15 protein-coding genes are annotated in these 14,623 nt (G+C 64.5%); 9 read left to right on the top strand and 6 right to left on the bottom strand.

Going from position 1 to position 14,623, the window contains the following annotated elements; genetic code table 11:
- Positions 1–51: 51 nt before the first annotated feature.
- Together carA and ACTIFK_RS14785 are read right to left on the bottom strand one after the other, a co-directional pair.
- On the bottom strand, positions 52–1,254 hold the full coding sequence (gene carA / locus ACTIFK_RS14790) for a glutamine-hydrolyzing carbamoyl-phosphate synthase small subunit (RefSeq protein WP_439543852.1): 1,203 nt from the start codon (positions 1,252–1,254) through the stop codon (positions 52–54).
- 208 nt (positions 1,255–1,462) lie between these two features.
- Complete coding sequence (locus ACTIFK_RS14785; protein WP_439543851.1) at positions 1,463–1,936, bottom strand: SRPBCC family protein; 474 nt, start codon at positions 1,934–1,936, stop codon at positions 1,463–1,465.
- Between the two features lie 85 nt (positions 1,937–2,021).
- On the opposite strand from ACTIFK_RS14785, the gene ACTIFK_RS14780 reads away from it, so the two are divergent.
- From ACTIFK_RS14780 to ACTIFK_RS14765, 4 genes are all read left to right on the top strand, one after another.
- Positions 2,022–2,471 (top strand): GatB/YqeY domain-containing protein, encoded by a 450-nt coding sequence (locus ACTIFK_RS14780; protein WP_439543850.1) that lies wholly within the window; start codon positions 2,022–2,024, stop codon positions 2,469–2,471.
- Between the two features lie 521 nt (positions 2,472–2,992).
- Positions 2,993–4,993, top strand: a complete 2,001-nt coding sequence (dnaG, locus tag ACTIFK_RS14775) for a DNA primase (RefSeq protein ID WP_439543849.1) — start codon at positions 2,993–2,995, stop codon at positions 4,991–4,993.
- 267 nt (positions 4,994–5,260) lie between these two features.
- Entirely contained in the window at positions 5,261–7,234 is a 1,974-nt protein-coding gene (rpoD, locus tag ACTIFK_RS14770; protein ID WP_439543848.1) for an RNA polymerase sigma factor RpoD, read from the top strand.
- Positions 7,235–7,296: 62 nt separating this feature from the next.
- On the top strand, positions 7,297–7,530 hold the full coding sequence (locus ACTIFK_RS14765) for a hypothetical protein (RefSeq protein WP_439543847.1): 234 nt from the start codon (positions 7,297–7,299) through the stop codon (positions 7,528–7,530).
- Between the two features lie 38 nt (positions 7,531–7,568).
- On the opposite strand, the gene ACTIFK_RS14760 is transcribed toward ACTIFK_RS14765, so the two are convergent.
- On the bottom strand, positions 7,569–7,907 hold the full coding sequence (locus ACTIFK_RS14760) for a GIY-YIG nuclease family protein (RefSeq protein ID WP_439543846.1): 339 nt from the start codon (positions 7,905–7,907) through the stop codon (positions 7,569–7,571).
- 296 nt (positions 7,908–8,203) lie between these two features.
- Here ACTIFK_RS14760 and ACTIFK_RS14755 point away from each other — a divergent pair, with 296 nt between their 5' ends.
- The 5 genes from ACTIFK_RS14755 (at position 8,204) to ACTIFK_RS14735 (ending at position 12,826) form a co-directional block, all read left to right on the top strand.
- Positions 8,204–8,836: a hypothetical protein gene (locus ACTIFK_RS14755; RefSeq protein WP_439543845.1), complete on the top strand. Its 633-nt coding sequence runs from the start codon at positions 8,204–8,206 to the stop codon at positions 8,834–8,836.
- Between the two features lie 77 nt (positions 8,837–8,913).
- The gene (locus ACTIFK_RS14750; protein ID WP_439543844.1) at positions 8,914–9,723 is read left to right on the top strand and encodes a DUF429 domain-containing protein; all 810 of its coding nucleotides are present in this window, start codon (positions 8,914–8,916) and stop codon (positions 9,721–9,723) included.
- A 65-nt stretch (positions 9,724–9,788) separates the two neighbouring features.
- Positions 9,789–10,682, top strand: a complete 894-nt coding sequence (locus tag ACTIFK_RS14745; RefSeq protein ID WP_439543843.1) for an aldose 1-epimerase family protein — start codon at positions 9,789–9,791, stop codon at positions 10,680–10,682.
- 99 nt (positions 10,683–10,781) lie between these two features.
- On the top strand, positions 10,782–11,144 hold the full coding sequence (locus ACTIFK_RS14740; protein WP_439543842.1) for a hypothetical protein: 363 nt from the start codon (positions 10,782–10,784) through the stop codon (positions 11,142–11,144).
- A gap of 146 nt (positions 11,145–11,290) precedes the next feature.
- On the top strand, positions 11,291–12,826 hold the full coding sequence (locus tag ACTIFK_RS14735; RefSeq protein WP_439543841.1) for a diguanylate cyclase: 1,536 nt from the start codon (positions 11,291–11,293) through the stop codon (positions 12,824–12,826).
- Positions 12,827–12,854: 28 nt separating this feature from the next.
- Here the strand turns inward: ACTIFK_RS14735 and ACTIFK_RS14730 are convergent, their stop codons facing one another.
- The 3 genes from ACTIFK_RS14730 to ACTIFK_RS14720 all read right to left on the bottom strand — a co-directional run bounded on the left by ACTIFK_RS14730 (position 12,855) and on the right by ACTIFK_RS14720 (position 14,542).
- Positions 12,855–13,430: a BPSL1445 family SYLF domain-containing lipoprotein gene (locus ACTIFK_RS14730; RefSeq protein WP_439543840.1), complete on the bottom strand. Its 576-nt coding sequence runs from the start codon at positions 13,428–13,430 to the stop codon at positions 12,855–12,857.
- A 145-nt stretch (positions 13,431–13,575) separates the two neighbouring features.
- Entirely contained in the window at positions 13,576–14,073 is a 498-nt protein-coding gene (locus tag ACTIFK_RS14725; protein WP_439543839.1) for a hypothetical protein, read from the bottom strand.
- Positions 14,074–14,242: 169 nt separating this feature from the next.
- Positions 14,243–14,542 (bottom strand): hypothetical protein, encoded by a 300-nt coding sequence (locus ACTIFK_RS14720; RefSeq protein WP_439543838.1) that lies wholly within the window; start codon positions 14,540–14,542, stop codon positions 14,243–14,245.
- Between the last annotated feature and the right edge of the window lie 81 nt (positions 14,543–14,623).

Below are 14,623 nucleotides of genomic sequence, written 5' to 3'. Positions count from 1 at the left end.
ATCACCGGCGGGATTAATTCGCCGTCATGAAAAACACCTGAGCCGCGTGGCTTAGCGCTCCGTCTTGAGCGCGCCGCCCTGCCGTTCCCGCATCTTGTTGACGAAGCGCGTGAACAGATAGTGGCTGTCCTGAGGACCGGGTGACGCCTCCGGGTGATACTGGACGGAGAACACCGGACGGCCCTCGAGTTCGAGCCCGCAGTTGGTGTTGTCGAACAGAGAAACGTGGGTTTCCACGACACCCTTGGGGAGCGTCTCGCGATCCACGGTAAATCCGTGATTCATCGACGTAATTTCCACCTTGTTGGTGGTGAAGTCCTTGACCGGATGATTGGCGCCATGATGACCCTGGTGCATCTTGCGGGTCTTCGCGCCTAGCGCGAGGCCGAGCATCTGATGACCGAGGCAGATGCCGAACATCGGCAGACCGGAGTCGACCAGCTTGCGGATCTCTGGGACAGCGTATTCGCCGGTCGCGGCCGGGTCACCCGGGCCATTCGACAGGAAGACGCCGTCCGGCTTGCGCTCCAGGATGTCCTCGGCCTTCGCCGTGGCGGGAACGACCGTGACCTTGCAGCCGGCGGAGGCCAGGCAGCGCAGAATGTTGCGCTTCAAACCGTAGTCGATGGCGACGACGTGGAATTCGGGGGACTCGTTGCGGCCGTAGCCTTCATTCCAGACCCAGCGCGTCTCGTCCCAGGTGTAGCTCTGGCCGCTGGTCACGTCCGGCACGAGATCGAGGCCCAACAGGCCGGGCCAGGCCTTCGCCTCGGCGCGCAGCTTCTCGATGTCGAACTCGCCCGACGGCTCGTGCGCGATGACGGCGTTCGGCATGCCCTTGTCGCGAATGCGGGCCGTCAGGGCGCGCGTGTCGATTCCGCTGATCGCGATGATGCCGCGCGCCTTCAGCCAGGCGTCGAAATTCTGGGCGGCACGATAGTTCGACGGGCCGGTGATTTCGGCGCGGAGCACGCAGCCGCGGACGCCGGAACGGGACGCGAGGTTCGACGTTTCGGTGTCCTCGGCGTTGGCGCCGATGTTGCCGATGTGGGGAAACGTGAAGGTGATGATCTGGCCGGCGTAGGACGGGTCGGTCAGGATCTCCTGGTAGCCCGTCATGGCGGTGTTGAAGCAGACCTCGCCCGGGGCGGATCCTGTCGCGCCGAGGCCGACGCCCGAGATCACGGTCCCGTCGTCCAGCACGAGGCGCGCCGTCTTCTTGATGTCGGTCCAGGGGGCGGGTTCAAACGACATTGGCGGCCTGCTCGTTTTGGGCTCGGCGGTGCCATCTCGCGCGCGCTTAAGCAAGTGCGAGGTCCGCTCGGGCCGGGGTCCATGGATTGCGGCGGACCCTATGCGAGGGGGGCCGTGCGGTCAAGGAATGGGGCGCGCCCGCGTCGTCACAAATCTGCGCTGCGCAGCCGCACCTTGGACGGTTGCGCGGCCGCGACTTACGCCGTCGTCAGCGTTCGGTGAAATCCGCGAGATTACCGAGCGTCGACGCCAGCCCCGCTTGGTGATCCTCGGCGGAAATGCCGGCCGGAACGTTCTCGCAACGGATCGCGACTTCGGTCCCGCCGATGGCCGGGGACAGCGTCGTCGTGATCGTCATCTCACCAGCGTAGGCCGGATCGTCGGAGCAGAACGTCACGACCTCGACGACGCGCTGGTCCGGCACCAGCTCCAGGAACCGGCCCTCGACGACATCCATGTTCTCCGCGGTTTTGCCATGCCCGGGTTCATCGTAGAGGAGAGCCATGCGAAAACGCCCGCCTTCGCGGGCTTCGAACGCCTCCATCCGGCCCGTCATGCCCTTCGGCGGACGCCACGTCACGATGGCTTCCGGGTCGACGAGGGCCCGGTAGATCACGTCGGGCGGGGCTTGGATGATCCGTGCGGCGCGGTCCGTTCTGCCCGGCCGGGTTTCACGCGTCATAGGTCCCTCCCTTGCCGCATCGCTCGCGATTTCTGATCGCGTGGCCTATATAGCGGCCCAACAGCTGCCGATTGAGAGGGTTTCCATGCGCGCACGCATCAATCAAGACGTCAAAGACGCCATGAAGGCGGGCGAGAAGGCGCGCCTCACCACGCTGCGCCTGATCACGGCGGCGATCAAAGACCGCGAACTCGGCATCGGCGGCCAAGCGCCGACCGATGTGGGCGACGCGGAGATCGTCGTGATCCTGCAGAAAATGGTGAAGCAGCGCCGCGAGAGCATTGCGACCTACGAGAAGGCGGGGCGCACCGATCTGGCCGACCAGGAGAAGTCGGAAATCGCGATTCTCGAGGCCTATCTGCCCAAGCAGATGGATGAGGCTGCCACCAAGGCAGCCGTGACGGCGCTCGTCGCCGAGCTTGGCGCGGCCGGCCCGAAGGACATGGGCCGTGTCATGGGCGCCATGAAAGAGCGGTTCGCGGGCCAGATGGACTTCGGCAAGGCCAGCGGAGTGCTGAAGGAGCTGTTGAAATAGGCAGCGGGCAACCGGCAGCGGTTACAGACACACAGCTGCTCGTCGGCCATAAGGCAGTCGGTTGCATAGGGCTCCCACCGTCATCCCGACGTAGGTCGGGACCCACGCAAGCTTCATCAATTGATCTGCTGGAAGTCGATGATCCGACCTAGCCGCGAGCGTCGTCGCGTCTCGGTCCACCGTCGCGACTGTTGATACTGGCGTGGGTCCCGGCCTTCGCCGGGATGACGGAGCAAAAGCGGATGCCGCAGCCCGTGAGAAGTCCCACCTGCCCGTCTGCGCCGGCATGACGAATATATTGGGGCGACCGGCCCGCCAAACTCTCCGTCACCCCGATGAAGATCGGGGCCTACGCAAGCATCCCCGAATGCGCGATCGAGAGGAGGCACAACGACCGAGCCCCTGTGGATTGTGCTCACAACGGGTTTGCGGGGGTGGAGCGGGCAACGAGGGCTCAAGCGAATCGCGTAAGTCTGGCAGACGCTTTTTGTGAACGATTCGGCTTGGATCTCTGATCTTCCATGCGATTTTCGCCCCATCTGCTGGACGAAATCCGCGCCAGGCTCCCCGTGAGCCAAGTGGTGGGCCGGAAGGTTGCGCTCAAGCGAAAGGGACGCGAGTACGCCGGGCTCTCGCCCTTCAAGATCGAGAAGACGCCGTCCTTCTTCGTCAACGACCAGAAGGGCTTCTACCATTGCTTCGCCTCGGGCGAGCACGGCGACATCTTCAAGTTCGTCATGACCACGGAAGGCCTGAGCTTTCCAGAAGCGGTCGAGCGGCTGGCCGAGGAAGCCGGCGTGGCGCTGCCCAAGGCCGAGTTCGAGGACAAAGAACGGGCCGACGAGCGCACGCGCCTGCTGGCACTCATGGAAGAGGCGTCCAAGTTCTTCGAGGCGGCGCTGGCCGGCGCTTCCGGCACGGAGGCGCGGCGCTACATCGAGAAGCGCGGTCTCAAGCGGGAGACGCTCGCCACGTTCCGCATCGGATACGCGCCCAATTCGCGGTCGGCGCTCAAGGAGCATCTGGCGAAGGCGGGCTACACGCTCGAGGAGATGACGCTGTCGGGGATGCTGATCGCAGGCGACGACATCCCCGTCGCCTACGACCGGTTCCGGCACCGGGTGATGTTTCCGATCGGCGACGCCAAGGGCCGCATCGTGGCGTTCGGCGGGCGCGCCCTCGATCCCGAGCAAAACGCCAAGTACCTGAACTCGCCCGAAACACCGCTGTTTCATAAGGGTAATCTGCTGTTCAATGCGCATCGCGCGCGCGCCGCCGCCCATGACAAGGACCGCGTCATTGCGGTCGAGGGCTACATGGACGTGATTTCGCTCGCGGAAGCGGGCTTCGACGAAGCGGTTGCGCCGCTCGGCACCGCGCTGACGGAAGACCAGCTCAAGCTGCTCTGGCGCATGTCGGCCGAGCCGATCCTCTGTTTCGACGGCGACGGCGCGGGCAAGCGGGCCGCGTTCCGGGCGGTCGACACGGCCCTCCCCCACCTCAAGCCCGGCGCGAGCGTGATGTTCGCGTTCCTGCCGGACGGCCTCGACCCGGACGATCTCGTGCGCCAGCAGGGCCCGGCGGCCCTGGACGGTTGCCTCGGCCGTGCCCGTCCCTTGGTCGACGTGCTGTTCGAGCGCGAATGGGCGGGCCGAGACTGGTCGACGCCCGAGCGGCGGGCCGGGCTCGAAAAGACGCTGAAGGCCCTGATCGGGCATATCGAGGACGAAAGCGTCCGCGCGCACTACCGGCAAGCGCTGGGCCAGCGCCTGCGGGCGGCGTGGGGCGAACCGCAGGAAGCCCAGTGGCGCGGCGGCCAGCGCGACGGCGGGGGTCAGCGGAGTGGCGGCGGCGGCAACCGGACTGGCTCCTGGCCAAGGTCGGGTGTGCCGAATGCGCGCGGCGGCACCTCGGGCGCTCTGCGGCGTGGCGCGGGCGGGCGCGTCTTCCCGCCGAGCCTCGGGCAGAGCACCGAGCGGGTTAATCCTAGCTCCAGCCTCAGGAAAAGTGCCCTGGTCTCGAACGATGGGCCGCAAACGGCGCATCGCGAGGCCGTTCTGATTAAGGCAGTCCTTAACCATCCGTGGCTTATCGAGGAACAGGCCGAGGTGCTGGCGGATCTGCCCTTCACGTCGAGTGCGCTTTCCGGGCTACGGGACGCCATTCTTTCGGCCCACGCTCTCGATAATTCACTTGACACGGAGTCGCTTCGAACCCACTTGAACAAATCCAGCGTCGGCAAGGTTCTGAGCCTCGTCGAACGCTCCGTTTCGCATAAATGCGATCGGTTTGCTGAGCCCCAGGCCGGGCGCTCCGAGGTGGAAGATGGTTGGCGCCACGCCCTCGCGATGCACGAACGGCATGTTGGACTACAGCAATCGCTGGAGGCGGCCGAGCGCGCTTGGCATGACGATCGCAGTGAGGTGTCATTCGCCCGCATCTGCGATCTCAAGCGGCAGCTCGAAGCGCTCAGCGTTGCCGATGTCTTCGATGCCGCGGCCGACGCCGGCCGCACGTCTTGATAGGGGGGCGCCACGTCCGGAATTGCGACCATATCGGCCGATCGGGGCACGGGCATTTTCCTGAACGGAACAAGCGTGCTGCCGTCGTTTGAGCGGACTTCCAGACTGCGAACGGGCTGAAGCACACACTGCCAACGGGCTCACGCCCAGAGATCCATCATCTCCATGGCCGGCGGGCCGCGGAGGACGAGACAAACAGGGTGTAACGGCTGCACCCCTACCTCAATTTAGGCGACGGCCTCAGTTTAGGGCGACGGTTAAGAACACATGGCAAACGCTGCAAAGAACGAAGAGCAGGATACCGCGACGGCCGAACCTTCGGAGCGCGATAGCCCGCTACTCGACCTCTCCGATCAGGCCGTCAAACGCCTGCTCAAGACGGCTAAGGCGCGCGGCTACGTCACGCTCGACGAACTGAATTCCGTGCTGCCGTCGGAAGAGGTCTCGCCGGACCAGATCGAAGACACGATGGCGATGCTCTCCGACATGGGCATCAACGTCGTCGAGACCGAGGAAGGCGAAGAGGGCGCCGATACGGCGGCACCCGAAGCCGACGAAGAAGAGGGCGGCCGCTCGGTTGTATCCGCAGGCCTGCCCGCGCGCTCGGAGACGCGTGCGGAGCCGACGGAGCGGACCGACGATCCCGTCCGCATGTACTTGCGCGAAATGGGCTCCGTCGAGCTGCTGAGCCGCGAGGGCGAAATCGCCATCGCCAAGCGCATCGAGGCGGGCCGCGAGGCGATGATCGCCGGGCTCTGCGAAAGCCCCCTCACCTTCCAGGCCATCATCATCTGGCGCGACGAACTCAACGAAGGCAAGATTCTGCTTCGCGACATCATCGATCTCGAAGCAACCTATGAAGGCCCCGAGGCCAAGGCTCCTCCGGCGCTCGCCGGAGAGGCTGCAGTAGAAGAGCCTGCCGCCGAAGGCGCAACGCCCGGCCAGGACGGCGACGACGACGACGAGTTCGAGAACGCGCTCTCGCTTGCAGCCATGGAAGCCGAACTCAAGCCGAAGGTTCTCGAGACCTTCGACAACATCGCCGGCACGTACAAGAAGCTCCGCAAGCAGCAGGACAAGAAGCTCGAGCAGCAGGTGGCCGGTGAATCCGGCTCGCGCCAGCAGCAGAAGGCTTACGACAAGCTGCGCGAGGAAATCATCACGGACGTGAAGAGCCTCTCGCTCAACAATGCCCGTATCGAAAGCCTCGTCGAGCAGCTCTATTCGATCAACCGCCGCCTCGTCGGCCTCGAAGGCCGCCTGATGCGCCTCGCCGACAGCTATGGCGTGCCGCGCCAGACCTTCATCGACGAATACTTCGGCAACGAGCTGGATCAGACCTGGCTCGACCGCATGGCCGACAACGGCAAGAAGTGGGGCAACCTCATCAAGAACGAGCGGCCTGCGATTGCGCAGATCCGCAAGGACATCCACGAGCTGGCGACGGAAACGGGCCTCGAAATCACCGAGTACCGCCGGATCGTCAAGGCCGTGCAGAAGGGCGAGCGCGAAGCCCGCCAGGCGAAGAAGGAGATGGTGGAAGCCAACCTCCGCCTCGTCATCTCGATCGCCAAGAAGTACACGAACCGCGGCCTGCAGTTCCTCGATCTCATCCAGGAAGGCAACATCGGCCTGATGAAGGCGGTCGACAAGTTCGAGTACCGCCGCGGCTACAAGTTCTCGACTTACGCCACGTGGTGGATCCGTCAGGCCATCACGCGCTCGATCGCGGATCAGGCGCGCACCATTCGTATCCCCGTGCACATGATCGAGACGATCAACAAGATCGTCCGCACGAGCCGCCAGATGCTGCACGAGATCGGCCGCGAGCCGACGCCGGAAGAGCTGGCCGAAAAGCTCGCCATGCCGCTCGAGAAGGTGCGCAAGGTTCTCAAGATCGCCAAGGAGCCGATCTCGCTCGAAACGCCGATCGGCGACGAGGAAGATTCGCATCTCGGCGACTTCATCGAAGACCGCAACGCGGTGCTGCCGGATCAGGCGGCCATCGCCGCCAACCTGCGCGAGACGACGACGCGGGTGCTGGCTTCGCTCACGCCGCGCGAGGAACGCGTGCTGCGCATGCGCTTCGGCATCGGGATGAACACCGACCACACGCTGGAAGAAGTCGGCCAGCAGTTCTCGGTGACGCGCGAACGTATTCGCCAGATCGAAGCGAAAGCGCTGCGGAAGCTCAAGCATCCGAGCCGGTCAAGGAAGCTGCGGAGCTTCCTGGACAACTGATCAAACAAAAGCCCCCGAGAGATCGGGGGCTTTTTTGTTTGAGAATGCCGGGAGCGGGAAAAATGGACCGCAAGGCCTACGGCAATTTCGGGCGCAACGCTGGCGTTCGCTATTTCGCGGTCGGCCCCACTTCCATTCGTGTCTGGTTCAAGGACGGCCACGGTTACGAATATGATTATCGCCGTCCGGGCCGCGAGCACATCGAGGCGATGAAACGCCTCGCGGAAGCGGGACAAGGGTTGACTACTTACATCAATCAGCACGTGCGGGAGAATTACGCGCGCAAATTGCGATAAGAACGTCACCCTGACGAAGGTCAGGGTCCAGCCACCCATCAATCGGCCCGCGACAGCCAATGCACATCGGCAGGTCCACAGCGGATCTCGCCAGTCGTCTCATCGAATAGATTGTGCCATTCGGGATTTGATTGTTCGACAAGGCGCACTTTCCATCGACGCCGCCACGCCTTGAGTTGTTTCTCCCTGTGAATGGGGTCCGGCAAAGTCTGATGCAGCTCAAAGTAGACCAGACACTTTACGCTGTACTTCTTCGTGAAGCCTTCAAGAAGTCCCTGTGAATGCTCGGCCATGCGGCGGTGCAGGTTGCTCGTCACGCCGACGTAGATCGTGCCGAACTGTTTGCTCGCCAAGATGTAGACGCAGGGAAGTTTCACGACCGACCGCCATGCTCGAACAACCGCCTAGTTTCGAAAACGCCGGTTGCGTTCCGATCCGTCGTTTTGATCGGAACCGTGGCTGGATCCCGGCCTTCGCCGGGATGACGGAGTGGGTCGATTTTCGTGGCATCGCAAAATTGCCGATCAATCGGCCCGCTCCCCGCTATGCTAGAAGCGATCATGGCCGTGGTAGCGCCCAAATGACGATCCGATCTCTCATCTCTCTCGTGGCCTGTTGCTTCATGGCTGTTGGAGTATGCGTTGCGCAGGCGCAGGCGCAGGAGTTGGCTGCCATGGATGCCCCGCTCACCCTCCCGCCTGCCGATATCGCGACGCCACCGGATCTGCCGTCAATGGGCAAGTGGATGATCGCCAAGGACGGCTCGGTGGCGCACTGGCTCGGGGAACGCGTCGGCGGCAAGAGGCTGCATGAGCCGATCAACGTCATCCTCATCGACGCGTCCTCGTCGAGCCCGGATCAGGCGCGCACGAACCTGATCGCGGCTGCCAAGAAGGCGGGCTATCCCGTTCGCTTCGGCCACTCGACCGGCTATCGCGGCTATGTCGGCGGATCACTCTACAGCCAACTTCCTCAAGGGCGTGACGACGCGTTCTCCAATCGGATTTTCGAGGAGACCAACAACCACGGGCGCATCTTCGGCCCGCATGCGTTCGATGGCGGTTTCATTTTCATCGGCGCGTTCAGCCGGGAAAGCGTGAACTTCCTGCACGATCCGCCGCATCGCTACGCGTCGTTCAAGCAAGCGCGCGACAACTTTGCGACCGAGCTGGTCGCGCACAGCGGGTTCCAAAACATCGGCATGACGCCGCTCGACAACGCGATCTCGGATAACCCCGACATCACCACTGGCGATCACGACGGCCAAGCGGTCGTGTTGAAGATCGGCGCGCGGCAGGACCCGTAGCGGGTGGCGCTTGGCGACAAGCGTAGTCATCATCGCGGCCTGTTTGCTCCAGCCTTGCGCCGCACTAATAATCTGTCATGGGACGATTCGTCGGCATTGATTTCTCGGGCGGTGCAGCCCCTTGGCGTTCACGCGTGAGCCGCCCAACGGTTTGGGTTGCGGTGACGGACGGCCGCTCGCTTTTGGAACTCAGACCGGTTCACGAGCTTGAAGGCGAAGGCCTCCCGTACCACCGGTTGGCGCGCCTGCTTGAAGCTGCCGATTTCGACGCGGCGGCCATCGATGCGCCGTTCTGCCTGCCCGTGAAGCATCTGCCTCCGGGCGGGTTCGCGGCGCTGCTCCGTGAGGTCGCCCTTATTAGCAACGGAGACGACCGGCCGTTTCCACGTGGCGCTGAGATCCTAGCACTCGGTGAGCGATACGCGCCTAAAGACCGTGCCAAGCCCAAGCCGTTACGCGCGACGGAAGCCTACTGGGCGTCGCGCGGCGTCAACACGCGCTCCACAATGTGGAACGGACCTCGCGGGGGCGCGCCCTTCGCAGCGGCGTGCCTCCGCATGATCGGTCTCACTGGCCGCCCGTGCTGGCCATGGAATGCGGCGACGCGAGGCGTGTTGGTCGAAGCCTTTCCTGCTGCGCAACTCAGGCATTGGGGTATGGCGCACACGCGATACGGGGCGAAAGCGGCCGTCGCCGAACGCGCGGCTCTCGTAGAGCAGATCCGCAACAAAATCGAAATCTCTATTCCCTACGCAGACAAGATGATCCAATCGCCCGACGCCCTAGACGCTGTCGTGGCCTCGTTCGCGGCGTTTGCAGTTGGAAACGGGACTGTCGGAGCATTCGAAGCAGCGCATGCCGACGGGGTCATTGCTGTTGCGGATTGAGCGCCCGAGTTCGACGTCGACACGGACTCTGACGGCACGCAGCGTTCTACAGGCGAGGATCGGCCGTGACTGACGACATCATCCGCATCTCAGGTGGCGTCGGCGGCCTTTCCGCCGAGGTCAACACGCTCGGGGCGGAGTTGTGGGCGTTGCGGGATGGCGAGGGCTGCGATCTGCTTTGGAACGGGGATGCCGCGTTCTGGACGGGCCGGGCGCCGATCCTGTTTCCCATTGTCGGCGCGCTGGCCGGCGACCGGTTCCGCGCCGGCGGCAAGAGCTTCACCCTCCCTCGGCATGGCTTCGCAAGGCGGCGCCGCTTTTCGGTGCTTGAAACGCACGACAGCCGCGTGACGTTGAGGCTCGCAAGCGACGACGCGACGCGCGCCGTCTATCCGTTCGAATTCATGCTCGACCTGACCTTCGCCATCACCGGCGCGCGGCTCGACGTGACGGCGGACCTTGCGAACGCCGGCGATGGTCCCCTGCCCGCGAGCTTCGGCTACCACCCGGCATTCCTCTGGCCTCTACCCTATGGAAGTGCGCGCGGCGACCACGCGATCCATTTCGATGCCGCGGAGACGGCGCGCATCTTCCGGCCCGACGCACACGGCCTGCTCGATCCCGCCGCGCAGCCCTCCCCTGTCGACGGCCGGACACTGCGGCTCGACGACCGTCTCTTCACCGGAGGCGCGCTGGTCTTCACCGCGCTCGCCGGACGCGGGGCGACCTACGGCGCCAGCACAGGCCCGCGGCTGCGCATCGACTATCCGGACAGCCCGCACCTCGGCATCTGGTCGCTTCCAAGCGCGCCGTTCGTCTGCATCGAGCCCTGGCAAGGCTATGCCGATCCGGCGGGCTTCGACGGCGAGATCTGGGACAAGCCGGGCATCGTACGGCTCGATCCCGGCGCGCGGCGCTCCTGGCGCATGGGGATTGAACTTCGACCCGCCGAGGTCTGAGCCCCGCCTAGTCACCATTGCGGAGTTATGGGTCGGCGAACGGGGGGCGGGTCTGATAGGCTTGGACGCGATCACGCCCCTCTCATCGTCGAGGTTCGCATGCTGTCGAAAGGCTTCGAGCGCCGCGCCCAGAAGGTCGCTCCGCGCGCCACGTTCGCGCTCCGCATGGCGAAGGCGGTGGGGCTGTGGCTCGCGCTGACGCTTGCCGGGCTGCTGATCGGCATGGTTGGCTACGCTGTGACGGAAAGCATGGGGCTTGCGGATTCGTTTGTGAACGCGGCGATGATCCTTTCCGGCATGGGACCCGTCTCCGAGTTGCATACGACGGCCGGAAAGTGGTTCGCGGGCTTTTACGCCATCCTCTCCGGCCTCATCATCGTTATCGCCACGGGCTTCGTGCTGGCGCCGATCTTCCATCGCGTGCTGCACGCCTTCCACGTCGAGAGTGGAAAAGAAGGGTGACGCGGCCGCCACGCCCGGCTCCGCGCGCACATGCTCAACAAATCCTTACCGGACTCGCTCGCATTTGATGGCTCGCGTTGCAGCGACTGCAAGCATTGCGGCGCACTATATGAGGTCAGGGAAAACATCTTGGGGGATGTCTGGCCATGCGTAACGTGCAGGAGTCGAGCGGCGTTAAGCTCGCGCGTTGGATCGGTCTTGCCATGGGCCTGCCGGCGCTCGTGGCCGTCGTCCTGCTCGGCAAGGACGCCATTCTGGTCGTCAACGAAATCAACGAGAACGCGCTGAAGCGCGAACAGGCCGCGGTCGAGCGCGGCATCAAGCTGCTCGGTGAGCTGCATGCGTCCGAGATGGTTTCGCAGACGAATTGGGATGCGGCCTTCCACAACGTCGTGCTGAACAAGCGGACCGAATGGATCCGCAAGAACTTCGGCAGCGAAGCCCTGTCGCCCAGCGGCCCGCAGCAGATCGTCATCGTCGATCCTTCCGGCCGGGCGACCTTTTCAAGCGAGTTCAACGCAGCGCCACCGCCCGACAAGGTCGCAGGCTTGCTCGCGGCGGCGGCCGTACCGATGGACCGGGCGCGGAAGCTCTACAAGGACGCACGCGTCTCGGGTGATTTCGATAAGCGTCAAGACGGCGCGATGACCGACGGGCTGTACGTCAACGACTTCGTCAAGCTCGATGGCCAGGCGGCGTTGATCACCGTGTCACCATTCACGCCGGACGACGAAGCGATCGAGACGCCGAGCGAACCGACGCTGCTGATCGGCGTCCAGGTCATGACGCCCGCCGTGCTGGATAAGCTCGAATCGCTGTCTCACATCGATGAATTGAATGTGGTCTCGCCTAAACATCTGGACGAGGCCGGCGAGAACACCCATCCGGTTCTCGATGCGCGCGGCAACGTCATCGCGCACTTGAGCTGGGACTTCGCATCCCCGGGGCATGCCATTCTGCTGGCCGCACTTCCCGCCATCGCCGTGTCGCTCGGGCTGATCGTGGCCATGACGCTGTTCGCCGCCTTGACCGTGCGCCGCCTTACGCGCCGCCTTGCCGAGAGCGAGCAGACCGCACTCTATGCCTCACGGCACGACGCGGCGACGGGCCTCGCCAATCGCGGCTGGTTCATGAGCGTGTTCTCGAACCTGCTGACGTCGCGCGAGCAGAAGCAGGACACCTATGCGGTCTTGTTGATCGACTGCGACCACTTCAAGGCCATCAACGACACGCTCGGCCACGCCGCGGGCGACGCTGTCCTGCGGGCCATCGCCGACCGGCTGCGCGCGCTCGACGGCAGGCTCACCATCTTTTCCCGCCTCGGCGGCGACGAGTTCGCGGCCGTCACGCGCCCTCTGGCCTGCACGGAAGACGCGGCAGCCGTCGTTCATCTGGTGGAACGCACGCTCATGATGCCGGTACTCTACGGCAGCAAGGTTCTCGACGTGAGCGTCAGCATCGGCGCGGCCGTGTTCGAGGCGCCGTCGCCGCTTTCCGTCGATGTGTGGCTGGCGAAGGCCGACATCGCGCTCTACCGGGCCAAGCGCGACGGACGCGGCTGCTCGCGTCTCTTCGATCCGGCGCAGGATGGCGACGCACCGGAGACCTTGAGCCCGTTCCTGCGCGCAAGCGAGGCGGCGGCGGCCACGGCCGTCGCGATCACACACGAGCGCGCGGCTTAGGCGGCTTCTGTGTCCGAGGCGACAGGGATCAGCGGTCGATGCGCGTGATCTTGGAGCCTTCGAGGGTGAGGTTGTACATCAGGCCCTTCTGATCGAGGATGAACCCGATCACGGGCTTCTTGATCTGGTTGCTGTCGATCGAGCCGCCGACGCCCACCGTGATCAGCGCCACGGATCCGTCTACGCCGACCTTCCAACCATTCTTGCGGCGGAAGCTGCCGAGCGCCTCGTCGCTCATGAAAACGATGATGACCGTGCGCGCCTGCGCGCCAAGCTGGAAACCGAATGAGGCGGAGACGGTGTTGTAGTAGCCTTCCGTATAGCCCTGACGGCGCAGTGCGCCTTCGCCATACTCGCCGCCGACGCCGAACCCAGCCTTGATCACCGACGGGAAGACGAGCACGCCCGCCGCGTCGCGCATGAGTTCCTTCGCCCCGCCGACCGAGCGGTAGAAGTGGTGCAGCGCGTCGTCCACGTCGGCGTCGATCTGGCGAGCCGATGCCGAGCTCGCGTCCCGCGCTCCGCCAGCGAGCAGCGCCAGGGCCAGCATCAGATTGAGGGCGAGCGCCCGGAAGATCGCGGGCGTCGGCTTGGGGGCGGTCATCGTCACGTCATCCTGTGCTTGTGAGGCCCGGCGCCCCTGCGCTCGATGCGGGGTTCGCCGGTTCCGACTCAGTTCGCGAAACCCTAGCAAGCGGTCGCGGAGTATTTGTGGCGCGGAAAGCGGACCACGCTCAGCCGTCCGCCGATCAGCAGAAGAGGCACGCACTGCACATCGTTGCCGCTTCCGAAATATGTGCGTCGAGCACCTTCTGGTACTCGAGCAGCTTCGGGCGCCACGTATCGCAGAGGGCTTTTTTCTTTTCGGGATCGCCGTGCGCCGTTTCCCAGCCCTTGATGTATTCGGACTTCTTGGTGCGGAAGACTGCGGCGACCTTGCGCAACGACGAGACTTCCACGCAGGGGCTGACCGCCGCCCACGTGCGCCGCTGCAGGTTGAGCTTGCGGCCGCAGAACTCCTGGAGTGCATCGACGGTGGCGTATTCGTCCACCCGACGCCACAGGGTTGCGCGGTCGGTCTTGTTCATCGTGTTGAGGCCTAGCTTGACCTCGATCAGCGCCGGGTTTTCGTTGCCGGCGCGCGCGAAGGTGGCTGCTGCCGCAAGCGCGCACACGGTGAGCGTGCAGAGGGCGAGCGTGCCTAGCGCCGCGCCAAATGCGCCGCGACCCAAGCGCCGAGGTTTCAATACTGGCTTCCAGATCCGCATCTCAGCCCCCGCCTTTCGCATGGCGCGCTTTGCAACGGGGCGAGTCTAAGGCTGCCCTGCGCATATTCGCAAGGGTTTCGGGGGCAAAAACGACAGCGGCCGGATCGCTGTGAGACGACCCGGCCACAGTTTTCGGACCTGCGGTGACCTAGTGCGCCGGGCGAGCCTCGACCTCGCATTCGGTCTCGGTGCGGCTGCTCTTGCACTTGACCTTCTTCTCCGTCGCAGTGCGCCAATCGGGCGTGTTTCCGTCCTTGGCCACTTCGCGTTTCCATTTGCCGATCGCCGCGTGCTTGGCGGCCTTCGTGGCTTCGGGACCGACGCCTTTGACCTCGGCATCAGCGCTCTTGTCGTCGGGTTTGCCGGCCGCCATCGCGGACGGAACGGCGGCAAGGGACAGGACGGAGAGTGCGAGCGCGGCAAGGCCGACGCGGAACATGCTGCTCATTGGGAAATCTCCTAAACCTCAGCTCCTCAGCCCGGCGGGCGCCGGGCTCGTGGCGTGATAAAACGCCAGCGAGCATTAAAG

This window comes from Hyphomicrobium sp. (assembly GCF_051860585.1).
Lineage (GTDB): Bacteria > Pseudomonadota > Alphaproteobacteria > Rhizobiales > Hyphomicrobiaceae > Hyphomicrobium_C.
This window is presented reverse-complemented; position numbering and strand designations above follow the sequence as displayed.